The organism is Streptomyces cirratus (assembly GCF_014650775.1).
GTDB classification, from domain to species: Bacteria; Actinomycetota; Actinomycetes; order Streptomycetales; family Streptomycetaceae; genus Streptomyces; species Streptomyces cirratus.
The window spans coordinates 422,670-444,875 of the sequence record NZ_BMVP01000003.1; the positions used below are offsets into that span (position 1 = coordinate 422,670).

Consider the following 22,206-nt stretch of genomic DNA (forward strand, 5'->3'; position numbering starts at 1 on the left):
CATTGTGACGCAGAAATCAGCTGTGCGGCCGCAATGCCCGGCGGACCTGCCGGTACGTGGGGTACCGGCAGGTCCGGGGGCTGTTATCGACGCTGCTGTTGGTCCGTACCATCGGCCCGTCAGGGCCGCGGCGGTGGGCTCAGAAGCCGAGGCTCCAGGAGTCGATGTAGCCGGTGTCGGCGGCGGCGACGTCCTGGACGCGCAGCTGCCAGGTGCCGTTGGCGGGCAGGGCGGAGGCGTCCACGGTGTAGGTGGTGAGGACGTTGTCCGCGCTGTCGCCCGAGGAGTTCTGGAGCCGCTTGACGGTGCCGTTCGGCGCGACCAGGTCGATGACGAGGTCACCGCGGTAGGTGTGCTTGATGTCGACGTTCACCTTGAGGGCGGCCGGGGCGTTGCCGGTGATGCCGGAGACGGTGACCGAGGAGGAGACGGCGCCGCCGTTGTCCGGGATCGCGACGTCCGTGGTGTTCTCGAAGACCGGGGTGACCGGCGTGGACGTCACCGCGTTGACGGTGGCGGCCGCGTCGGCGAGGCCGGCGCCGCAGCCGCCGGTGCAGGTTCCGGCGAGCGGGCGGGCGTTGGCCTTGATGGCGGCCTTGACCTGGGCCGGGGTGAGGGACGGCTTTGCGGCCACCAGGAGCGCGGCGAGGCCCGCGACGTGCGGGGAGGCCATGCTGGTGCCCTGGTACGGCTTGTAGATCTCCGCGCCCGGGGTGGTGGCGCCCGCGTTCAGCGAGGAGAGGATGCCGTTCTCGGGCGTGGTGACGGTGCCGGGCGTGTCGGTGGCGCGGCGGGTCTCACCGCCGGGGGCGGTGATGTCGATGCGCGTACCGAAGTTGGAGTAGAAGGAGCGGTCGCCGGTCCGGTTGGAGGCGGCCACGGTGATCACGTTGTTGCAGCTGGCGGGGGTGAAGCCTGCCGCGTCGGCGTTGCTGTTGCCGGCGGCGACCACGACGGTGGTGCCGCGGGCGACGGCCGCGTTGATGGCGTTCTGGTAGCTGGTGCCGCAAGTGCCCGAGCCGCCGAGGCTCATGTTGATGACCTTGGCGGGGGTGGCGTTCGCCGGGACGCCGGGGACGGAGCCGCCGGAGGCCCAGGTGATGGCGTCGACGATGTCCGAGGTGGCGCCGCCGCACTTGCCGAGGACGCGGACGGGCTGGATCTTCGCGTTGTACGCGATGCCGGCGATGCCCTTGGCGTTGCCCGTGGCCGCGGCGATGGTGCCGGCGACGTGGGTGCCGTGCCAGGAGGAGCCACTGGCCGTGGAGCCGGTGCCGCACTCGCCGGCCGCGCTCCAGTCGCCCTGGTCGGCCGGGTTGTTGTCGCGGCCGTTGCCGTCGCGGGCGGCGGTGGAGTCGCTGATGAAGTCGTACCCGGCGACGATGTTGGGGGCGACGTCGGAGTGGGTCACGTAGCCGGTGTCGATGACGGCGACGGTGACGCCGGAGCCGGTCGACTTGTCCCAGGCGGCGGGCACGTTCATGCCGGCGGTGGCCTCGAAGAGGTCCCACTGCTTGGCGTACTCGGTGTCGTCCGGGGTGGCCATGGCGTAGGCGCGGGAGTCCGGCTCCACGTAGGCGACGTCGGGGTCGGCGCGGAACTGGGCCATCACGTCGGCCGCGTCGGCCGGGGCGGTCGCACCACCCAGGCTGACGAGGGCCGCGCCGGTGCCGAGGCGGCGGTCGAACTTCGCCTTCTTGCCCGCCTTCTTCCCCTTGGCGGCGGCGTCGTCGGCGGCTGCGCTGTTGGAGCCGGCTTCGGCGGCGGAGGGCTTGTAGCCGACGATCAGGTTCTGCACGGGAGCCGCGCCGGGCGCGGCGGGCGCCGCGGCGGCCGGGAGGGTGGTGGCGGGGTCCGAGGAGCCGGTCACGGCCACGGAGGCGGTGGCGGAGCCCGCCAGCAGGGTGACGGACATGGCCACCACGGATATGAGCCGGCGTCTGGATGCGTGCACGAGTTCCCTTTCGCGGGCCGTTTCCGGGCAGGCCGGAGCGGCCGGTTCGAGCTGTGTGGGAGGTGAACCGGCGGCCGGGGCGGGCCGGGAGCGGGCTGGTCAGGCCCGCTCCGGACACCACCGCGCGCCGCGTTGCCCGGCCGCGACGGCGGGGCGGGGCAACGGCGGTACCGGCGATCCGGCCCGGCCGCGCAAGGCTTCACACCATGTGGGGTTGGTGCGGGGGCCGGTCGTGGCGGGGAAGACCGCCGGTGGGCAGACAGTAGGCAACGCGGGGATGAACTCGATACGGGGAAAACCCTTGTCGGCCCCCCCTGCCCCTGTCCCGTGGGCTACCGGGGCGGGTGGAGGGCGCGGAAGTAGGTCCAGCTGGTCTCGTTCGGCTCGGTCCACTTCTCGGGGGCGTGGGCGAACTCCGGGTGGTGGGCGGCGATGTACGCGCGAGTGCGTTCGGGGGCCTCTTCGTAGGAGGCGAGTTTGCGACCGCGACAGTGGAAGGTGAGGCCGCCGGGCCGCGCTCCCTGCTCCATCCAGGGCAGCCACGGGGACATGCGGGTCCAGGACATCGTTGCGGGCACGCTGGGCGCCTCGGTCGTCAGGGCGGTCGCCGGGGCGAAGAACTGGAACAGCTCCAGGGCCCGGTAGGTGTCGTCCGCCGAGTTCAGCGGATACTGCGCGACGGGCAGCGGCGAGGGGTAGGAGAGGGGGATCTCCAGGCTGAAACACACCTGGTCGCCGAGGTCGGTCACGGGTACCGGGAAGGGCCGCCAGGTCTGGTTCGCCGGGTCGTTCCAGACGTGGACGACCGGCTTGTCCTCCCAGGTCTCGAGGATCTCGCGGCTGCGCGGGTCCAGGTAGAAGGCGGCTTCCCGGGTGAGGAGCCGGTACGTGCCCTCCTCCTCGCCCTCACCTGCGGCCAGCCGGGCCACATTGACGCCTTCGAAGCCGAACAGGTGCCGATAGGGCTCTCCCGGCGCCCAGGAGTGGACGTCGCCGGTCCACCAGAAGGTCACCTCGCCGCCGTCGAGCGAGGCGCGGGTGCGGGCGAGGGCGAGGAGGAGCTCGGCGGGCGTCATGGCGTCCACTGTGCGCGTTCGGCGGCCGCCCCGGCAAGGAGGGACATGGCCAACCGGGGGCCGGCGCGGGCCGGTTGAGGGGACCGGCGCAGGGCACGGCCATCGGGCCCCGCACGGGCGCGGTTGACTCCGGTGGCGGGCACCGGCAACCGTGAGCCCCATGGGGAACGAACACCGACTGCTCGCGCTGCTGGTCTGCCTGGTCCTGGGCGGCGGGCTGTGCGCCGCCGTGCTCGGCGCGTCACGGGCCGCCGGACCGCGCGCGGGCTCGCCGGCGGCCGACTTCGCCGCCCCGCGCGACATGTCCGCGGAGCCGGGACTGCTCCCCGCCGGGCCCGACGCATCGACCGGCACGGTGACCGAGGATTGCGGGCGCAACGGTGAAGGGCACTACAACCAGGACAACCTGGTGGTCTCGCCGGGGCTGCGGGCGGGCGCCCACCACACCCACGCCTACGTGGGGAACCTGTCGACGGACGCGCTGTCCACGGACGTGTCCCTGGCGGGCGCGCCCACCAGTTGCGCGGGCGGCGACCGGTCGACGTACTACTGGCCGGTCCTGCGCCGTACGGACCGGCCGGGCCGCGACCCGCACGAGAGTGCGGCGGGGCACGGCAACGCGGGCGAGATCGTGCCGGAGGCTGCGGTGACGGTGGAGTTCCGGGGCAGCCCGGCCGGCAAGGTGGTGCCGGAGCCCCGGTTCCTGCGCGCGGTGACCGGCGACGCCGTCGCGTACACGGCGGGCGGCGAGGCGCAGGTCCGCGCCCGCTGGGGCTGTTCCGGCTCCCCGGGGCTGGGCTCCGCACACTATCCGCGCTGTCCGGCCGGGCAGCGCGTCACCCGGACCCTTGTCTTCCCGAGCTGCTGGAACGGGCTGGACACCGACGGTCCCGGGCACCGCTCCCATCTGGTGTTCCCCACGGCGAGCGGCGTCTGCCCCCAGGGCACCTTCCCGGTTCCGCAGCTGCGGATCTCGCTGGCGTACGACCTGCCGCCCGGCGTGCCCTTCGCGCTCGACTCCTTCCCCGAGCAGATGCACAGCCCGAAGACGGACCACGCGATGTTCGTGAACGTGATGAGCGACGAGCGGATGCAGGGCGTGGCCGACTGCCTCAACGAGGGCCGCACCTGCCGCACCTGAGCCCGGCACCCGCCGAGTGACGCGGGTCACATGAACCCGAGCCGCCCGGGGTTCGTGTTCGGACCGCACCACGCAAGCGAGGAAGACGGAGAGGGTGAGATGGCCGGACCACTGTGGCCCCGCACTCGGCGGGGCTCGACCGATGAGGCACTGATCACGTCGGTGTACGAGGAGCACGGCCATGCCCTGCTCGCGTACGCCACCCGGCTCACCGGGGACCGGGCCGCGGCCGAGGACGTGGTCCAGGAGACCCTCCTGCGGGCCTGGCGCCACTCCGAGGCCCTCGTCAACGGGAAGGGCTCGGTACGCGGCTGGCTGCTCACCGTCGCCCGCAACATCATCACCGACCGGTACCGCGCGAAGGCCGCACGGCCTCCGGAGGTTTCGGGTGCGGCGGCCGCTCCCCCGGTGGAGGTGGACCACGCGGACTCGGTCGTCGACACCATGACGGTGCTCGGCGCACTGGACCGGCTGACCCCGGAACACCGGGACGTGCTGACCGAGTTGTACTACCGCGAGTGCAGCGTCGCCGAGGCCGCCGACCGGCTCGGCATTCCGGCGGGCACGGTCAAATCGCGTGCGCACTATGCGCTCAAGGCCCTGCGGGAGGTCTTCGCGGACGGCGCGAGGGAAGGCAACAGGAGCAAACGATCGGGCAGGCCGCCCCAGCAGCCCGGCGGACTGCGGGAGGTGGTGGCATGAGCCGGCAGCGGCACGAGGAGGAACTGCTCGGCCCGTACGTACTCGGAGTCCTCGACGAGGCGGACGTGCGGCGCGTCGAGGAGCACGTCGGCGACTGCGTGCAGTGCCGGGAGGAGGTGGCCGCGTTGCGCGAGATGGAGAGGGCCCTGGGTGAGGTCCCCGCGGAGGCGTTCCTCGACGGACCCCCGCAGGGCGGCGACCTGCTGCTGCGGCGCACGCTGCGGCAGGTGCGCAGCGAGCGGGCGGCGCTGGCGCGCCGGCGCTACGGGCTGGCGGGGCTGGCAGCGGCCGCCGCGCTGGCCGCCGTGTTCTGGGCCGGTACGCAGCTGGGCACGGGCGGCTCCGGGAACGTCGCCCAGGCCCCGCCGCCGTCCCCGGCCGTGTCCCCCGCGCCTTCGGCGGTGCCCGGGACCCGGGTGGCGTCCGCGACGGACCGGGGTACGGGGTCGCGGATGACGGTGCAGGTGGTGCCGGCGGCGGCGTGGGTGCGGGTGCACGCGGCGGTGACCGGTGTACCTCCGGGCGAGCGCTGCCGCCTGGTGGTGGTGTCCCGCGACGGGACGCGCAGCACGGCGGGCGGCTGGGTCGTGGGCACCGCGGAGAACGGCGAGGGCAAGGGCGCCTCCCTGGACGGCTCGGCGGCCGTGGCGGCGGCCGACGTCAAGGAGGTCCTGGTCGAGAACGAGGCGGGCAAGACCTTCGTCTCGGTCCCGGTCCGGGCCTGACGGCCCCCGGACGCGACGGAGCCCGGGAACCCATCCGGTTCCCGGGCTCCCGCGTGCCACCCGATCGCGCGCACCGGCGGCGCCCAAGAGTCGCGGATCGGTCTCGAACCGACGTGTTCTGCCTTTGGACTGCCGCGCCACGAGGAGGGGTGCAGGAGGGACTTGAACCCCCATCCGTCGTTGATCGTCCGCGCCCGGTCGATCCGGTGTCCGACGGCGAACACCGGGACCGGAGCAGGATCCGAGATTCAGGGACCGCCTCTGCGGGGCTTGGGCCACCTCCAGCGTGGTGCGCGGAGGAGGCACGCTCAGCGCAGGCGGACCGGGAGGTCGAACAGGTCGTTCTGGGTCAGGATCGGCTTGTTGCGCAGCTGCTCGCGGGGGACGGCCAGGGTCAGGTCCGGGAAGCGGGCGTAGAGCGCGGGGAGCGCTACGAGGGCCTCCAGGCGGGAGAGCGCCGCGCCCGGGCAGACGTGGGGGCCGTGGCCGAAGGAGATGTGCCGGTTGGGGGTGCGGGTGACGTCGAACTCGCCCGCGTCCGGGCCGTGCTGGGCCTCGTCGCGGCCGATGGCGCCGAAGGAGACGATCAGGCCCTCGCCCTCGGGCAGGATCCGGTCGCCCACCTCGATGTCCTCGGCGGCGAAGCGGATCAGGACGTGCGAGGTCGGGGTCGACCAGCGCAGGGTCTCCTCGACGACGTTCTCCCACGGCACTTCGCCCTTGAGGACGCGTGCGCGCTGCTCGGGGTGGGTCTCCAGGGCGACGACGGCGTTGACGATCAGGCTGATGGTGGTCTCGTGTCCGGCGGCGACCATCAGCTGGAGGGTGTTGGTGATCTCCTCGGTGGTGAGGTGGTCGCCGTTCTCCGAGGCCCCGATCAGAGCGCTGGTCAGGTCGTCGCCCGGGTTCTCGCGCTTGGACTCCACGATCCGGGAGAACAGTGCGGCCAGGTCGGCCATCATCTGCGGCACCTCGTGCGGCGGCGTTTGCGTCGAGAAGAACTTCTCGAAGAGCGCCTTGAGGCGGGGGTGCTCCGCGGTGTCGACACCCATGAGCTCGCTGATGACGTTCATCGGCAGCGGGTAGGCGAACTCCGCCTTGAGGTCCACGGTCTGGCCGGCCGGCAACTCGGCCAGCCGGTCGAGCATCCCGGTCGTCAGGGCCTCGATGCCGGCGCGCAGCTTCTCCACCCGGCGCACGGTCAGGGCCTGCGCGACGAGGGTGCGCAGGCGCCGGTGCTCGTCGCCGTCGACGGTGAGCATGGAGCGGCCCGGGTTGGCGAGGCCGATCAGGGGCCAGTCCTGCGGGATTTCGCCGCGCTGCCAGGCGCCCCAGACGCCGATGTCCTTGACCAGGCGGGCGTCGGTCAGCAGCGCCCGCGCCTCGGCGTGGCGGGTGACGGCGTACACCCCGACGCCGCCGGGCAGGACGACCCGGGCCAGCGGTCCGGCGGCGCGCAGCGCGGCGCTCTCGGCGTCGAGGTCGGCGACGAAGGGGTCCAGGGTGATGGCGGCGGGTCCCGTGTGGTCGATCGGGCACGTCATCGGGAGGCTCCAAGGGCGGGGGTCGGGGTGAAGGTCACGGGCAGCGCGGTCAGGCCGCGCAGCCAGGGCGACGGCCGCCGGGCGAGGTCGGCGGCGGGTACGGCGAGGTCCACGTCCGGGAGCCGGTCGAGGAGGACCTCGATGCCGGTCCGGGCGATGGCCTCGGCGACCTCCTGGGCGGGGAAGGGGCAGCGGTGTTCGCCGTGGCCGAAGGAGAAGAAGGCGTTGTTGCCGCCGGTCAGGGCTGCGGCGTCGGTGCGCACGTGCGGGTCTGCGTTGGCGGCGGCCAGGCCGAGCAGCACGAGGTCGCCCCGGTTGATGCGCGCTCCGCCGAGGTGGGTGTCGCGGGAGGTCCAGCGGCCGGCCACGTTCTGGGTGGGCGTGTCCTCCCACAGGACCTCGTTCATCGCTTCGCCGACGCTGTGCCGACCGCCCGCGAGGGAGGCGGCGAACCGGTCGTCGGTGAGCATGAGGCGCAGCGTGTTGCCGATCCAGTCGGCGGTGGGCTGGTGGCCCGCGGCCAGCATCACCATCAGGTCCTGTGCGATCTCCTCGACGGTGAAGTCGCCCCGGGCGGCGAGCATCCGGGAGACGACGTCGTGGTTCGGGCGCACCAGCTTGTCGGCGATCAGCGCGAACATCGATTCGGCGAGGTGGCGCTGGCCGTCGAGGGCGCCCTCACGGCCGTTGATCATGTCGTTCATGGCGGTGACGAGGCCGGGGCCCTGCTCGTCGGAGAACCCGTAGATGCGGGCGAGGACGCGCAGCGGCAGCAGCATCGCGTATTCGCCGACGATGTCGCACTCGCCCTTGCCGCACAGCTCGTCGATCAGTTCGTCCGCGAACCGTTCGGCGTGGCCCTTGAGTTCGAAGGGGTCGACGGCTTCCAGCGCGCCGGAGATCACCGCCGCGCGCTCGCGGTGGCGTTCGCCGACGGTGTAGAGGATGGAGGGCTGCTTGCGGCCGATCATCGGGAGCAGGGGCCAGTCGGCGGGGATGCGGTCCCACTGGTTCCACAGCTCGGAGTCGCGGGTGAAGAGCTGCGGGTCGCTGGTGACCTGGTGCAGTTCGCGGTAGCCGAGGACCAGCCAGGCCGGTACGTCGCCGTCGAGGACGACCGGGGCGACGGCACCGTGCTCGCGCCGCATCTCCCGGTACAGCGCGACGGGGTCGGTCTGGAACCGCGGGCCGCCGAGGTAGACGGGCTGCGGTTCACGGTCGTCGGGGGTGGTCACGGGGTGGGCTCCGGGGTGTGGGACAAGGTGGCCGTCTGGAGGTGGCTGACGAGGGAGATCAGGACGTCCTTGCTGGAGGCGCGGGAGCGGGCGTCGCAGAAGACGAGCGGCACCTCGGGCGACAGGTCGAGTGCCGCGCGGACCTCTTCGGCGGTGTGGCTCGGGCCGCCGAAGTCGTTGCAGGCCACCACGAAGGGAGTGCCGTGGTGTTCGAGGCGGTCGATGGCGTACCAGGAGTCGGCGAGGCGGCGCGTGTCGACGAGGACGACCGCGCCGAGGGTGCCGGAGAACAGCCGGTCCCACAGGAACCAGAAACGTTCCTGCCCGGGCGCGCCGAAGAGGTAGAGCACGTTGTGGGCGTCGAGGGTGATCCGGCCGAAGTCGAAGGCGACCGTGGTGGCGTTCTTCCCGGCGACGGCGTCGGTGTCGTCGACGCCCTCGCCCGCCTTGGTCATGGTCTCTTCGGTGTTCAGCGGCCGGATCTCACTGACCGAGCGGACCATCGTGGTCTTGCCCACTCCGAAGCCGCCCACGATGACGATCTTCAAGCCGTTGTCGGCGGTGCTGCTGAGGGTCCGCCGGGTTTCACGCCGGTCAGAGGTTGCGGAGTCCAACGAGCACCTGCTCCAGGATGTCGGGGTCGGGAAGGCGGTACGCCGAACGCGGGTGCCGGGCGCTGATCCGGCCGGTGCCGAGGAGGTCGGCGAGGAGGATCCGGACGATCGACACGGGCAGTCCCAGATCGGCGGCGATCTCCACGACCGCCGTCGGGTACTGGCACATCCGCAGGATCGCCGTGTGTTCCGACTGCATTCCGGGGACCGGATCGCACTCGGCGACGACCAGCGTGACGAGGTCGAAGGCGTCCGAACCGGAGCTGCTGCGGCCGCCGGTGAGGGTGTAGAGCCGGTCCGGGGAGTCGTCCCGGCCCGGCCTGGTACGGCTCAACCCCGGGGCCTCGCGATCAAATGCTCGCTCAGCTGCTCCACCAGTTCGGACATGTTGTGGCCGACCAGGCCCGCGTCGGCGTCCTCGGCGGCGACGAGCGCCAGGTGTGCGCCCTCCCCGGCCTCGACGATGAACAGGATGCCGCCGTAGAACTCGGCCATCGCGGAGCGGACTCCCCCGGTGCCGTCACCGAACTCGATGGACGCCCCGTGCGACAGGCTCTGGATTCCGGCGGCGATGGCGGCGAGCTGGTCGGCCTGGTCGACGGAGAGCTCGGGGGTGCGGCACAGCTTGAGGCCGTCCCGGGAGAGCACGAGCGCGTGGCGGGCGCCGGGGGTGCGCTCCAGGAGTCCTTCCAGGAGCCAGCTGAGCGTCTCGTCGGTCGTGGAGCCGGTCATCGAGTGTTGCCTTCCGGGTACGGGGGGTTCGTGGGCTGCTGCGCCGACGCGCCGCGCACGGCTTGGCGGAAGCTGCCGAAGCGGGCGGCGGACTGCGAGGCACCGGTCGGGGCGCCCTGGGTGCGGGCCGCGCGGGCGGCGGCTTCGGGTCCTTCGGGGTGGGCCGCGGCCAGGGTGCGGCCGCGCCGCCGCTGGGGCAGGCCGGTGTCGCCGGTCCGGGGATCCCCGTCGGCGGGTCCGGGGCGTGCGCCGGAGGCCGTGGGTGCGGCGTCCGGGGCGTCGTCCTGCGGCGATCGGGTACGGTCCTTCGCGCGTCCGGCGCCCCCGGAGCCGGCGGCGCCGCCGCGCGGGCCCGGCCCGTGGTCCGCCCCCGGTTCCCCGGTCCGCGCCCCGGCGGCTCCGGCCGGGGCGGCCACCAGCGCGGGCGCGGGCCCGGCTTCGGCCGGGGTACGGCTGATCAGCTCGTGCGGCAGCATCATCAGCGCGCCGGTACCGCCGCGCGCGGAGGGCCGGAACGAGACCGTCAGCCCGTGCTTGCGGGCGAGGCGGCCGACGACGGCGAGCCCGAGGCGGGTTCCGGAGAGCCCGGCCAGGTCCAGGGACTCGCCGGCCACGGCCTGTTCGGCGCGGCGCAGCTGGACCTCGCTCATCACCAGGCCGCTGTCCTCCACGGTGATGACGATCCCGGCCGGCACCTCCTCCACGTACACGTGGACTTCGGCGGTCGGCGGCGAGAAGTTGGCGGCGTTGTCGAGGAGTTCGGCGAGGGCGTGCATGACTCCCTCGGCGCCGTGTCCCGCGACGGCGGCGTCACTGGTGGAGTGCAGGCGGACCCGCTGGTAGCCGCCGATCCGGCCCATGGCGCCGCGCAGGATCGACTCCATGACGATCGGCTTCGCCCAGCGGCGGCCCGAGCGGGCTCCGGTGAGGACGGCGATGGAGTCGGCGAGGCGGCCCGCCTGTGCGGTGCGGTGGTCGAGGTGGAGCAGGTCGCCGAGGACGTCCTCGTCGGCGTGCCGGTGTTCCATCTCGCGCAGGTCGGCCAGCATGCCGGTGGCCAGGGCCTGCATCCGTCCGGCAGCGTTGGCGGCGGCGGCCATCGCCGCGGCCCGCCCGGATTCGGCGCGCCGCAGTTCGTCGCCGAGCCGCTCGCGGTCGGCCAGCTCGGTCATGGTCACGAGGTCGAGCTCGACCCTGTGGGCGGTTTTCAGCCGCTCCAGTTCCGCCGCGTGCTCCTTCGCGAGGCGCGCGGCCTCGGCGGTGCGGGCGGCCGTGTCACGGGCGGCGTCGGCGGTGAGCCGGGCGATGTGACCGTCCCGGGCGGCGATGTCCGCGTTCAGGGCGGCGATCCGGCCGCGCAGCAGGCGGCTGCTGCGCGTCAGCCAGGTGACGGCGAAGGCGGCGAGCGAGAGCAGCAGGACACCGAAGAGCGAGAACCAGCCGAGGGGGACGCGGACGTCCGACGGGGCCGCGGCCACCGCCGCCGTGCAGAGCACTCCGGCTGCCACCGCCGTGACGAGCAGGGCGAGCGCGGAGGGGCGAAGGGGGGAGGGCGACGCCGTCATCAATCAAAGCCTCAAACCGGGGCGTAAATGGAAGAGAGGGTTCCTGTGGCAACAAGCCCTCACTATAAGAGAATTGTTGATCAGTTTGGAAAGTTCTTGGTAAGAGTTACGCTGTGTAATGGCCAATTAAGGCACTTCTCATGCGTTTTCTGTGGAATCCCCGGCTGCTCCCGGACGATCATCACATTGCGGCCATGGCATCCTGTGACGTCACAACTCGCCGGGCGGGATCGGCGGACGTCCGGAAAATATGGGGAAGGTCCATGAGGCTCTGCTTCCTGGTGGAGGAGCACTACCGCCACGACGGCATGCCGAACGAGGTGATCCGGCAACTGGGCGCGTGGGGGCACCAGGTGGACGTGCTGCGGCCGGGCGGCTCGCTGCTGCGCATGACGGACCTGGTACGGGCCGGGGTACACGACGCCTGGGTGCTCAAGACGGTGTCCGGCGGCCCCGGGCTGACCCTGCTCGAAGCGGCCGCCGCGACCGGGATGACCACCGTCAACGACGCCCGGTCGATCCGCGGCGTACGGGACAAGGCGCTGGCCGCCGCCATCGGGCGCGCCCGGGGCCTCCCGCTGCCGCCGACGTACGCCGTGGCGCGCCCCGAGCTGCTCGCGGAGATCCCGGCGTCCGAGTACCCGCTGGTCGTCAAGCCCGCGGACGGCAGCTCCGGGCGGGCGGTGCACCTGGTGGCCTCCCCCGACCGGCTCGCCGCGCTGCTGCCCCGGCTGGCCGGCGAGGGCATGCTCATCGCCCAGCCGTACGTGCCCAACTCCGGTACCGACATCAAGGTGTACTGCGTCGGCGGGGAACTGTTCGCCACCGAACGCTGCTCCCCCCTGCACCCGGAGCGCTCGGTGCGCGAACGCCGGGTGCCGCTCCCGGCCGAGGTGGCCGCGATCGCCGCGCAGGTCGGCGTGGTGTACGGGCTGGACCTGTACGGACTGGACGTACTGCTGGGCCCCGACGGGCCGGTGGTGGTGGACGTGAACGACTTCCCGAGCTTCCGTCAGGTGCCCGAGGCCGCGGCCCGCGTGGCCCGGGCCGTGCTGGACCTGTCCCGTGCCGGCGGCGTGGGGCCGTGCCCGCCGCCGCGGCCGACGGCGCTCCAGGTGTCGATCCCGGCGCAGGTCGCGGCCCGGGCGGGTGACGGCGCGTGAGGGTCGGCCTGATCACCCCGGACGCCGGGCACCCCCTGCTGGCGGGGGCGGCCGCCGCGCTCTCCCCCGCGCACGAGGTGGTGGTGCTGGATCCGCGGGACGAGCAGGCGGTGGCGGCCCGGGCGCGGGCCGACGTGTACCTCCTCAAGGCCCGGGACCCCCGGGCGCTGGAACTGGCGCGGGCACTGGAGCGCCGGGGCGCACCGGTGGTGAACACCGCGGCGGCCACGGAGCGCTGCCAGGACCGCAGGGGCATGGCGGAGCTGGCCCGCCGGGCCGGGCTGCCGTTCGCGGCGACCACGGCCTTCGCTTCCCTGGACCGGCTGGCCGGGCAGGCCGGCGACGGCCCGGGGCTGCCGGGGCTGCCCTGGCCCGTGGTGGTCAAGAGCCGCCGCAGCCGCAAGGGCGACCTGGTCGCGCGGGTCGACGACGCGGAGCGGCTGCGGCAGCTGTCGGCGGGGTGGGGCGAGGAGCCGGTGGTCGTGCAGGCCTTCGCCCCCAACAACGGCTGGGACCACAAGCTGTACGCGATCGGCGACCGCGTCTTCGCGGGGCTGCGTCGCTCGGAGATGGCCCAGGGCGACCCGGAACCCGCCCAGCCCTGGACCGAACCACCGGCCCGCTGGACGGAGCTGACGCTCCGCGTGGGCGAGGTGTTCGCGCTGGACGTCTACGGGGTCGACATCATCGACACCGGCGACGGCGCCCCGCTGATCGTGGACGTCAACGCCTTTCCGGGCCTGCGGGGCCGCCCCGGCGCCCCGGAGGCCCTGGCGGCCCTCGCCCTGCGCCGGGCCGGGTGACGCACGGGCCACCGCCGCGCCCCCCGGGGCACCGGTCCGGCACCGGGCCACCGGCCGGCCATCAGGCCGCCCGGGGCACCGCCGGGGGCTTGCGGGGTTCCGCTACGCCACGCCGGACAGGGGCCGGGCGCTCCTCGCCTTCCGGCGCCTGGCCGCGCGGAGCACGAGGACCAGGGCGATGGCCGCGACCGCCGCTCCCGCCACCGTGAGGAGCCAGGCGGGGACACCGCCGACGGTCATGAGTTCGTCGCGGTAGACGGCCCGCCGGTAGGGGGTGTCCTTGGCCGTGGCGCGCAGTTCGTGGTCGCCGTCGATGCGGGCCGGCTCCGGGAACTCCTGCTCGATCGCCGTCAGGAACACCGGCTCGGCGGAGCCGGTGAGTTCCGCCACGGGGCCCTGCGGGGTGACGGTCCCGGCGAAGGCCACCTTCGGCGCGGCTCCGCCGATCGGGGAGAGCGGCTCCATCCGGTGCGCTGCGAGGACGTACAGCCCGAGCGACTGAGGGGTCTTGGCCATGCGGGAGAGCCGCATCGGGTAGACGAGCCGGTCACTGTCGAAGCGGATCCGCAGCGGGTCGAGGTCTCCGCCCAGGGCCTTCGTCCGGTCCCGGGGCGCGAGGCGGACGGCGACGTACTCCCACTTCTGGTCGACGTAGGGCCTCAGTTCGGCGGACAGGCGGTCCGGCATCTTGAAGCCGTTGGTCTCCAGCCACCGCTTCAAGGCGTCGGGGTCGGTGGCGGTCAGCCGGGCGACATCGAAGTCGCCGAGCTGTTCGCGGCCGACGACTCCCACGGACGGGGCGCCCGCGCCGGGCATCGCGGCGCCCACCCCGTCACCGGAACCCGAGGAGAAGGGCCAGTCCGCGTCGCGCGGCCAGAAGTAACCACGGGTCCTGCGCTCGGGCACGGTGAGCCGGCCGAGGTCGGTGAACAGCTCCGCCTTGCCCAGTTCGACCGTGGCGCGGCCGGGCACCGGCATGATCCAGGCCGCCTTCTTCGCGTCCCCGTCGACCCTGAACCGCATCACGATCTGTTCGTTCCGGCCGTCCCAGCGCACGACGGAGGTCTCCCGCTGCACGCCGATGCGGGAGAAACCGTCGGGGACCATCGCTCCGCAGCCGCACGCGTACGCCGGGCTGACGAGGGACCCCAGCTGAGTCGCGAGCAGCGCGAACAGCAAGGTCAGGACTCTTCGTCTCGTCTTCACGTTCCACACGGCGTCTGGGACGAACCGCCACCGCATCCGGTTCCGCGCCCTCTGGTCCGGCCGCGTGGCGGGATCTCATAATTGCGCCATGAGACGGACGGACAAGCCGCTGCGCAGCCCGCTGGTACCCGAGGCGGTGGAGGCCGAGATCGCACGGCACGACTGGGAGTCCATCCCGTGCGGCTGCGGGCGCGGCGCCGGTCATCTGGAGGACATGCTGTGGGACGCGGCCGAAGGTCATCCGGCCGCCTTCCACGCCCTGGCGGGGCACGTCTTCACGCCGACCGCGCTCCAGCCGCCCGCGCCGGCGGCGTGCGGTGTGCTGATGGCCGTATGGGCGGCGGGCCCGCCCCGGGAGAGCACCCGCGAAGCCCTGCTGTGGACGCTGCTCGCCCTGCTGGGTACGCAGGACGACGGCAGCTCCCACGAGGCCGGCCTGTACGGGCAGTGCGCCGCCTTCATCCGCACCGCCCTGCCCGCGCTGCGCCGCGAGGCCGCGACGGCTCCCGGCTCGGTGACGGGCGCGTACGCGAAGGGCGTCGTGGAGATCCTCGACCTGTGCGCGTAGCGGCGCCCGGGCGGCCGCTCAGGCCGGAAGACGCCGGGTCACGCACTCGCGCAGGACGTCCACGGTGACGTCCTCCAGGGTGCGGGCGAAGGTGCGCGCCGGTGAGCGCGGTACCGGCAGCAGGGACGGCACCACCAGGACCGCGCAGCCGGCGGCCTCCCCCGAGGCAGCGCCGTCCGGGGAGTCCTCCACGGCGACGCAGCCGGCCGGGTCGGCGCCGAGCCGTTCGGCGGCCGCCCGGTAGGGGTCCGGGTGCGGCTTCGTCAGCGCCGTGTCGTCGGCGGAGACGGTGAGGGCGAACGGTACCCCGGCCAGGGGGCCTTCGAGCACCGCGTCCACGACCAGCCGGGGGGAGGCGCTGACCAGGGCGAAGGGGACTCCGCCGGCCTCGAGGGCGCTCAGCAGCCGCCGTGCTCCCGGGCGCGGCGGCGCCCCGGCCCGCACCCGGCGCAGGAAGCCCTCGGTGAGCGCGGCGCCCACCTCTTCGGCGTCACCCGCACCGCAGACCCGTACGAGGTGCGCGGCGGTGTCCTCCACCGCCCGGCCGACGACCTCCGGCGCGTCGGCGTCCCCGAGCCGGTGGCCGAGGCCGGCGGCGGTCTCCTCGGTGGTCTCCCACCACAGCACTTCGGTGTCGACGAGGGTGCCGTCCATGTCGAACAGGACCGCGGCGAGGGCGCTCATGCGGCGCTCGCGACGACGAGCACGGGCCGCTCGGCCAGGCCGACGGCCGCCCGTGCCCCGGGCACCAGGTCCCCGGCGGTGCGCGAGGGCAGGTCCGCCTTGACCGGGCCGGCGCCCGGCAGGTCGAGGTGGAGCCGGGTGACGGCGCCGAAGAAGGAGGCGGAGACGACGGTGGCCGCGCCGTCCGCATCGGCGGTCGCGGTGACGTTCTCGGGCCGCACCAGCACCTCCACGTCCCCTCCGGCGGGCACGGGGCCGTCCACGGGCAGCCGTGCGCCCAGCACCTCCACCGTCCCGGAGCCGGTGAGCCGGCCCGGCAGCCGGTTCATGGTGCCGACGAACTCGGCGACGAACGCGGTCGCGGGCCGCTCGTACAGCTCGGCGGGGGCGGCGCACTGCTCCAGCTTCCCGGCGTTCAGCACGGCGACCCGGTCGGCCATCGACAGGGCCTCCTCCTGGTCGTGCGTGACGAACACGGTGGTGATGCCGAGCGACAGCTGCAGGCGGCGGATCTCCTCGCGCAGGTTCGCCCGTACCTTGGCGTCCAGGGCCGACAGCGGCTCGTCGAGCAGCAGCACGCGCGGACGCAGGGCCAGGGCGCGGGCGAGCGCGACGCGCTGCTGTTGGCCGCCCGACATCTGGTGCGGGTAGCGGTCGCCGTGGTCGGGCAGGCCGACGAGGTCGAGGAGTTCGGCGGCCCGCTCGTGGCGCTGTGCCGCGCCCACCTTGCGCACGCGCAGGCCGAAGGCGACGTTGTCGCGGGCGCTGAGGTTGGGGAAGAGGCTGTACGACTGGAAGACCATCCCGGCGTCACGGCGGTTGGCCGGTACCGCGGTGATGTCCTGACCGTCGAGCAGGACTTCGCCCGCGTCGGGCTGCTCGAATCCGGCGACGACGCGCAGCGCGGTGGTCTTGCCGCAGCCGGACGGGCCGAGCAGGGCGACGAGTTCGCCGGGTTCGATCGTCAGGTCCAGTCCGTCGAGGGCGACGGTGGAGCCGAACGTCCGGCGCAGGCCGCGGAATTCGAGGCGCGCGCCCGCGGGGGCGCCCCCGGCCGTCGTGCCCGCCGGCTTCCGGGAGGCGGGAAGGGTGGTGGACATGGGGGTCAGGACTCCTTGCGGGAGGTGGTGACGGGTGCGGAAGCCGCCGCGGAGGGACTGGTTCCGGCACGTGAGAGGAGGAGCAGCAGCAGCCAGGTGATCAGGAGGCTGAGGATGGAGACGGCCACCGACATCCGGGCCTGGGCACCCGAGATGGAGACGATCCACACCGCGAAGGGACGGAAGCCCAGGAGGGAGGCGATGGTGAACTCGCCCAGCACCAGCGCCAGGGTGAGGAAGGCGGCTCCGGCGAGCGAGCCCCGCAGGTTGGGCAGCAGGACGCGCAGGACGACGTACGGCCAGCTCGCGCCGCAGCTGCGGGCCGCCTCCACGAGGGTGGGGACGTCGATGGCGCGCAGACCCGCGTCGAGGGAGCGGTAGACGAACGGCAGCGCCAGCACCGTGTACGCGAGGACCAGGACGAGGGGGAACCGCTCGTTCTGGACGGCGATGAAGGTCTGGTAGAGCGGTGTCCGCGAAAGGTGCTCGGGCCCCCAGCGCAGCACGGTGGTGATGCCGGTGACCAGGGCGATGGGCGGCACCACCAGCGGCAGCATGCACATCACCTCCACGACGGGACGCAGCTTCGGCGAGCCGATCCGCACGGCGACCAGGGCGGGTACGGCGAGCAGCAGCGAGAGCGCGATGGTGGCGGCGGCCAGCCCCAGGGAGAGCAGCAGGCTCTCGGTGAAGCCGTCGGCGCCGAGCAGCTCGGTGTACGCCTCGAAGCTGATGCCCCGGCCGGGCACGTGCACGGTGAAGACGAAGGAGGCGACCAGCGGGAGGAGGAAGTACGCGCCCGCGAGCGCGAGTACGGCTCCGCGCCAGACGCGGGGGCGCGGGCGGCGGCCGGCGCGGGGCGCGGCGGCCCGGGGCGCCGGGACGGCCTCGGGTACGTCCGTCTCCGGCACGGTCGGGGTCATCGCAGCCATCGGGCGCTCCGTCGCTGGAGGGGCAGGTAGACCGCCATGACCAGGCCGGCGATCAGGATCATGTCGAGGCCGAGGGCGAGCGCCACGTTCTCCTGGCCGGTGAGGACGTTGCCCGACAGGGCGTCGGCGATCTTCAAGGTGACCAGCGGTACGGACCCGCCGACGAGCGCGGCGGCCGTGGCGTGCGCGGCGAACGCGGTGCCGAAGAGCAGGACGAACCCGCCGAGCAGCGAGGGCGTGAGCACGGGCAGGCCGACGTGGCGCCAGAACTGCCACCCGCTCGCCCCGCTGTTCTGGGCGGCCTCGCGCCACTGCGGGCGCAGCCCGTCCAGCGCCGGGGCTGTGACGAGCACCATCAGCGGGGTCAGGAAGTACAGGTAGACCACGGTCAGGCCGGTGAAGGAGTACAGGTTCCAGCCGAGGCCCGTCAGGTCGGCGAGCTGGGTGACGACCCCGGAGATGCCGACGGTCGCGATGAACGCGAACGCGAGCGGGACGCCGCCGAAGTTGGCGAGCACGCCCGAGGCGGTGAGGGTGGCGCCGCGCAGGGCGGCGGAGCGGGAGGTGACCACGGCCTGGGCGATGAGGACACCGAGCACTCCGCCGGTCAGTGCGGTGAGGGCGGAGAGCTGGACGCTGCCGATCAGGGAGCCGAGGTAGGGCCCCTGGAGGGAGCGCGCCAGGTGCTCGCCGGTCAGCCGGGTGGCCCCGGTCGCACTGTCGGTGCTGGTGACGGCGCCGAAGGCGATGGCGCCGAGCGGGATGCCGAAGCAGAGCCCGGTGAAGGCGAGGAGCGGGAGGGCGGCGAGCCAGGTGCGCGGGCCGCGCCGCCGGCGGCGGTCGCCGCCGGCGGTCCCGATCGCTTGGGTGGGGGTGGGGGCGGACATCAGGAGAGGGCCTTGTCCCACTTCTCGGCGAGGGTGGCCTTGGCCTTGTCGAGTTCGGTGGAGGCGGGGAAGTTCGGGGTGCCCTGTACCTGCGGGAGCTTGGTGACGGCGTCCTTGTCGACGGTGCCGTCCTGGGTCATGACCGGCAGGAGCACCGGGCGGGCGTGGCCCTTGAGCCACAGGTTCTGGCCCTCGGTGCTGTAGAGGAACTCCATCCACAGGCGGGCGGCGGCCGGGTTCGGGGCGTCCTTGTTGATGGCCTGGGAGTAGTACTGGGCGTAGACGCCGTCGGCGGGGACGGCGACCTTCCAATCGACGCCCTTGCCCTTGAACTGCTCGGCGTAGCCGGCGTTCAGGTAGTCCCAGTCGATGGAGATGGGCGTCTCGCCCTTCTCGACGGTGGCCGGGGTGGACTCGACCGGGATGAAGTTCCCGCTCTTGCGGAGCTGCCCGAAGAAGTCGATGCCCGGCTGGATGTCGCCGAAGGAGCCCTTGTTGGCGAGGGCGGCCGCGTAGACGCCGCCGAAGGCCGAACCGGACTTGGTCGGGTTGCCGTTGAGGGCGACCTTGCCCTTGTACTCGGGCTTGAGCAGGTCGGCGAAGGTCTGCGGGCAGGTGGGGATCTTGGCGGCGTCGCAACCGATCGAGACGTAGCCGCCGTAGTCGTTGTACCAGCGGCCGTCGGCGTCCTTCTGGGACCCGGGGATCTTGTCCCAGGCGGTGACCTTGTACGGGGCGAAGAGGTTCTCGGTCGCGCCGCTGCGGGCGAAGGCGATGCCGAGGTCCAGGACGTCGGGGGCGCGCTTTTGTCCCTTGCGGGACTTGACCGCGGCGATCTCGTCGGCGCTGGAGGCGTCCGGGTTCTCGCTGCTGACCTTGATCTTCGGGTACTTGGCCTGGAAGGCCTTGAGCATCTCGCCGTAGTTCGCCCAGTCGGCGGGCAGCGCGATCACGTTGAGCTGGCCCTCCTTCTCGGCGGCGGCGACGAGGCCTTCCAGACCCGCGAAATCGGCGACCGAGGTGGCCGCGCCCGGCTGGACCTTGCCCTTGGCGTCGCCGGTGGCACCGGCGGGCTGCTGGTCGGGGGCGGCACCACACGCGCTGAGCGTGGTGAGGACGGCGGCGCCGAGCAGGACGGCCGCACCGCGACGGGCGGAGGAACTGAGCACGGTCTCTCCCAGAGAAAGAACCTGACAGGGGGTGTACTTGTCTGAACAAGTTGACTCCAGTTCGCCCGGGCCCGCTGTACGGACGGTGAACGGGGACTGTCGTGGGAGGCACGGCTTGAGGAAGACGGAGATTGACCGGAAGAGGGCGTGACAAGACGGGGTTCAATGATCATGAGTGGCATACCGGTCGGTTCGGCGAGGGGGCGTGGCAGTCGCGTGGGCAGCATCAGATATGTGGAGATCGCCGAGGCGCTGCGCGCGGCCATCATGGGCGGCGAGTACCCCGTCGGGGCGCGGCTGCCGTCGGAGAGCGACCTGGCCGCCCGCTGGGCGGCGTCGCGCGGGACGGTCCGTCAGGCGGTGGCCACGCTGGCGGCGGAGGGGCTGATCGGGTCGCGGCAGGGGGCGCGGCGGATCGTGCTGCGGCAGGAGCGCAAGCACAGTTTCAGCGAGCTGAACAGCTTCGCGCAGTGGGCGGAGGGAGTGGGCCACGAGGTGTCGAGCCGTTTCCTGTCCCGGGTCCGCCGGCCGGCCACGGTGGAGGAGGCGGAGCGGCTGGCGGTGGCTCCCGGGGCGGAGGTCCTGGCCGTGCTGCGGCTGCGGCGGCTCGACGGGGAGCCGGTGATGGTGGAGCGGACGGCCTACGCGCAGTGGGTCGCGGCGGCGGTCGAGGCGATGGCCGAGGACTGCCGCTCGGTGATGGACGGGCTGGCGCGGGACTGGGGGGTGGTCGCCCAGTACGGCGAGCACCTCATCGACGCGCTCCCGGCGGGCAGTGAGGACGCCCGGCTGCTGGGACTGCGCCGCGGTAGCCCGCTGCTGCGCCAACGTCACGTCTCGGCCAACCGGACGGGCCGCCCGATCGAGTGGTCCGACGACCGCTACCGCGCGGGCAGCGTCACGTTCAGCGTGAGCAACTCCGCGGTAACCACCCCCTTGGCCCGCCGCACCGGCGAGGGCTGACCCCCCGTCACCGTCCACCGGCCCGACCCGCCCCGCCCCCGTCGCGACACACCGCGCGGCCCCGTCCCGGCCCGCCGGACACTGGCCACCCGGGCCGCCGGCCACCGCCGGGTGCGAGAACGGCCCCGCCGGACGTCGGCTCTGCCCCGCGCAGCCGGACGGGCTCCGACCCGCCCCCGCCGCCGGACCACCCGGCCACCGCCCGGTAGGCGGACAGTCCCGCCGGACGGTGACCGTGCCTGCCGCCCCGCGCGGCCGGGCGGAGCGGCTTCGCCCCGTGGGGCGAGGCGGAGCAACCGGCCGGCGGAACCCGCCGGGTACCCCGGCCGGATGGTGACGCGCACTGACCGGGACCGCGCGGACGGTGCAGCTCCGCCGACCGGCCGACCCGGCGGACCCCGACCGGCCCGGTCCGCTGAGGACCCCGGCCTGCCCCGAGGTGGAGACCCGCCGGCGGTGCGGCCGGTGGGCCCCGACCCGCCCCGGCATACAAGCGGCCCTTGCCCGCCGCAGGGTGGAGGCCCGCCCACGGCACGAGTCCGCCGCGGGCCCGCTGGGCTCCGGCCTGCGCCGCTGGACGGTCCTGTCCGTCGGGTGGCCCGCTGGGCTCCGGTCTGGGCCGTTACTCCGGGGCCGGGCGGGCGGCGCGGTCGGCGGCGCGGCGTTGCTTCTCGGCGGCGGCGAGCCCCGCATGGGCCTGCTCCCGCGCCGCGCGGGCCCTGGCGGCGTCCCGCTCCAGCCGCTCCACCTCCGCGTCCGCCTCGGCGACCCGCTCCAGCGCCCGCTCCCGGGCCTCCTCGGCCGCGCGCAGCTCCTCCTCGCGGGCGGCCACGGCCCGTTCCGCCTCCAGGTCGGCCTGCCGCTCGGCCTCCCGGTCGGCGCTCCGCTCCGGCCGCCCGCGGCGGGCGGTGACCGCGTCCGGGGACGGAGCCGGGAACTGCGTCACCGGCGGCGGGGGCTTCGAGAGCCGGCCCGACGCCCAGTCCCCGGCCGCCGCCGGGTCGGCGAGGACGGTGTGGAGGATCTGCTCCACCTCCCGCTCCACCGCCTCCGAGACCGGTGTCCCCGCCTCCTGCGCCAGCCGTACGGCCTCGCGCGCCAGCGCCCCGATCACCACGTGCTGCTGGTGCGAGAGGGCGCGTAGCTGCTCCCCGTCCAGCGCCCGGTGCGCCTCCCGCAGCGCCTGGCCGAGCTGGAGGAACTGCGCCACTTCCTCCGGATCGGCCCGCACCAGCGTGTTCGACGCCCAGGCGGCCAGCGTCGGCCGCCGCAGCCCCGCGACCCGTTTCGCGGCGGCCTTGTCCCCCGCCGCCTTGAACCCGGCCGCCGCCGCGTCCCGGGCCGCCGTGAACCCCGCGGGCGGCGACACGTACAGGGCGTCGATGACCTGCTCGACCTCGTCAGAAGCGTCCACGCCGACCACTGTCGGCCATCACCGCCCGC

General features: G+C 73.7%; 22 protein-coding genes. 7 read left to right on the plus strand and 15 right to left on the minus strand.

Features of this window, described 5'->3' with window-relative positions; all coding sequences use genetic code 11:
- Positions 1-139: 139 nt before the first annotated feature.
- Positions 140-1,915 carry a S8 family peptidase gene (locus tag IE207_RS11585; protein WP_190184230.1) on the minus strand — a complete coding sequence of 592 codons (1,776 nt, stop codon included), beginning with the start codon at positions 1,913-1,915 and terminating at the stop codon, positions 140-142.
- A gap of 371 nt (positions 1,916-2,286) precedes the next feature.
- The gene (locus IE207_RS11590; protein WP_190183998.1) at positions 2,287-3,030 is read right to left on the minus strand and encodes a DUF1838 family protein; all 744 of its coding nucleotides are present in this window, start codon (positions 3,028-3,030) and stop codon (positions 2,287-2,289) included.
- Positions 3,031-3,190: 160 nt separating this feature from the next.
- On the opposite strand from IE207_RS11590, the gene IE207_RS11595 reads away from it, so the two are divergent.
- From IE207_RS11595 to IE207_RS11605, 3 genes are all read left to right on the plus strand, one after another.
- Positions 3,191-4,171: a DUF1996 domain-containing protein gene (locus IE207_RS11595; RefSeq protein ID WP_190183999.1), complete on the plus strand. Its 981-nt coding sequence runs from the start codon at positions 3,191-3,193 to the stop codon at positions 4,169-4,171.
- A gap of 99 nt (positions 4,172-4,270) precedes the next feature.
- The gene (locus tag IE207_RS11600) at positions 4,271-4,873 is read left to right on the plus strand and encodes a sigma-70 family RNA polymerase sigma factor (RefSeq protein ID WP_190184000.1); all 603 of its coding nucleotides are present in this window, start codon (positions 4,271-4,273) and stop codon (positions 4,871-4,873) included.
- Positions 4,870-5,598, plus strand: coding sequence for an anti-sigma factor family protein (locus IE207_RS11605; RefSeq protein ID WP_190184001.1), 729 nt, complete (start codon positions 4,870-4,872; stop codon positions 5,596-5,598). Before IE207_RS11600 ends, IE207_RS11605 begins: the two co-directional genes overlap by 4 nt.
- A gap of 308 nt (positions 5,599-5,906) precedes the next feature.
- Here IE207_RS11605 and IE207_RS11610 read toward each other — a convergent pair whose 3' ends face one another.
- The 6 genes from IE207_RS11610 to IE207_RS11635 are packed head-to-tail and all read right to left on the minus strand — an operon-like array spanning position 5,907 to position 11,288.
- Positions 5,907-7,142 (minus strand): cytochrome P450 family protein, encoded by a 1,236-nt coding sequence (locus IE207_RS11610; protein WP_190184002.1) that lies wholly within the window; start codon positions 7,140-7,142, stop codon positions 5,907-5,909.
- Complete coding sequence (locus IE207_RS11615; RefSeq protein WP_190184003.1) at positions 7,139-8,377, minus strand: cytochrome P450; 1,239 nt, start codon at positions 8,375-8,377, stop codon at positions 7,139-7,141. Before IE207_RS11615 ends, IE207_RS11610 begins: the two co-directional genes overlap by 4 nt.
- Positions 8,374-8,991 carry a GTP-binding protein gene (locus IE207_RS11620; RefSeq protein ID WP_190184004.1) on the minus strand — a complete coding sequence of 206 codons (618 nt, stop codon included), beginning with the start codon at positions 8,989-8,991 and terminating at the stop codon, positions 8,374-8,376. The genes IE207_RS11615 and IE207_RS11620 overlap by 4 nt, the downstream gene beginning before the upstream one ends.
- On the minus strand, positions 8,972-9,325 hold the full coding sequence (locus IE207_RS11625; protein WP_190184005.1) for a DUF742 domain-containing protein: 354 nt from the start codon (positions 9,323-9,325) through the stop codon (positions 8,972-8,974). The genes IE207_RS11620 and IE207_RS11625 overlap by 20 nt, the downstream gene beginning before the upstream one ends.
- Positions 9,322-9,723, minus strand: coding sequence for a roadblock/LC7 domain-containing protein (locus IE207_RS11630; RefSeq protein ID WP_136214855.1), 402 nt, complete (start codon positions 9,721-9,723; stop codon positions 9,322-9,324). The genes IE207_RS11625 and IE207_RS11630 overlap by 4 nt, the downstream gene beginning before the upstream one ends.
- Entirely contained in the window at positions 9,720-11,288 is a 1,569-nt protein-coding gene (locus tag IE207_RS11635; RefSeq protein ID WP_190184006.1) for a sensor histidine kinase, read from the minus strand. Before IE207_RS11635 ends, IE207_RS11630 begins: the two co-directional genes overlap by 4 nt.
- Before the next feature lie 263 nt (positions 11,289-11,551).
- Between IE207_RS11635 and IE207_RS11640 the strand changes: the two genes are divergently transcribed.
- Both IE207_RS11640 and IE207_RS11645 read left to right on the plus strand, forming a co-directional pair.
- Positions 11,552-12,451, plus strand: coding sequence for an ATP-grasp domain-containing protein (locus IE207_RS11640; protein ID WP_190184007.1), 900 nt, complete (start codon positions 11,552-11,554; stop codon positions 12,449-12,451).
- Positions 12,448-13,254: an ATP-grasp domain-containing protein gene (locus IE207_RS11645; RefSeq protein ID WP_190184008.1), complete on the plus strand. Its 807-nt coding sequence runs from the start codon at positions 12,448-12,450 to the stop codon at positions 13,252-13,254. The genes IE207_RS11640 and IE207_RS11645 overlap by 4 nt, the downstream gene beginning before the upstream one ends.
- A gap of 102 nt (positions 13,255-13,356) precedes the next feature.
- Here IE207_RS11645 and IE207_RS11650 read toward each other — a convergent pair whose 3' ends face one another.
- The gene (locus tag IE207_RS11650; protein WP_190184009.1) at positions 13,357-14,496 is read right to left on the minus strand and encodes a DUF2330 domain-containing protein; all 1,140 of its coding nucleotides are present in this window, start codon (positions 14,494-14,496) and stop codon (positions 13,357-13,359) included.
- Between the two features lie 52 nt (positions 14,497-14,548).
- Between IE207_RS11650 and IE207_RS11655 the strand changes: the two genes are divergently transcribed.
- Positions 14,549-15,028: a hypothetical protein gene (locus tag IE207_RS11655; protein WP_190184010.1), complete on the plus strand. Its 480-nt coding sequence runs from the start codon at positions 14,549-14,551 to the stop codon at positions 15,026-15,028.
- Positions 15,029-15,046: 18 nt separating this feature from the next.
- On the opposite strand, the gene IE207_RS11660 is transcribed toward IE207_RS11655, so the two are convergent.
- From IE207_RS11660 to IE207_RS11680, 5 genes are read right to left on the minus strand one after another with little or no spacing between them, the layout of a single operon-like run.
- Positions 15,047-15,712 (minus strand): HAD family hydrolase, encoded by a 666-nt coding sequence (locus IE207_RS11660; protein WP_190184011.1) that lies wholly within the window; start codon positions 15,710-15,712, stop codon positions 15,047-15,049.
- Complete coding sequence (locus IE207_RS11665; protein WP_190184012.1) at positions 15,709-16,812, minus strand: ABC transporter ATP-binding protein; 1,104 nt, start codon at positions 16,810-16,812, stop codon at positions 15,709-15,711. Before IE207_RS11665 ends, IE207_RS11660 begins: the two co-directional genes overlap by 4 nt.
- A 5-nt stretch (positions 16,813-16,817) precedes the next feature.
- Positions 16,818-17,744, minus strand: a complete 927-nt coding sequence (locus IE207_RS11670) for an ABC transporter permease (protein WP_229873651.1) — start codon at positions 17,742-17,744, stop codon at positions 16,818-16,820.
- Positions 17,732-18,631 (minus strand): ABC transporter permease, encoded by a 900-nt coding sequence (locus IE207_RS11675; protein ID WP_190184013.1) that lies wholly within the window; start codon positions 18,629-18,631, stop codon positions 17,732-17,734. Before IE207_RS11675 ends, IE207_RS11670 begins: the two co-directional genes overlap by 13 nt.
- Entirely contained in the window at positions 18,631-19,800 is a 1,170-nt protein-coding gene (locus IE207_RS11680) for an ABC transporter substrate-binding protein (protein ID WP_229873652.1), read from the minus strand. Before IE207_RS11680 ends, IE207_RS11675 begins: the two co-directional genes overlap by 1 nt.
- A gap of 216 nt (positions 19,801-20,016) precedes the next feature.
- Between IE207_RS11680 and IE207_RS11685 the strand changes: the two genes are divergently transcribed.
- A complete protein-coding gene (locus IE207_RS11685) occupies positions 20,017-20,763 on the plus strand; it encodes a GntR family transcriptional regulator (RefSeq protein ID WP_190184014.1) in 747 nt (248 codons plus the stop codon).
- Positions 20,764-21,385: 622 nt separating this feature from the next.
- On the opposite strand, the gene IE207_RS11690 is transcribed toward IE207_RS11685, so the two are convergent.
- Entirely contained in the window at positions 21,386-22,177 is a 792-nt protein-coding gene (locus IE207_RS11690; RefSeq protein WP_190184015.1) for a hypothetical protein, read from the minus strand.
- Positions 22,178-22,206: the final 29 nt, after the last annotated feature.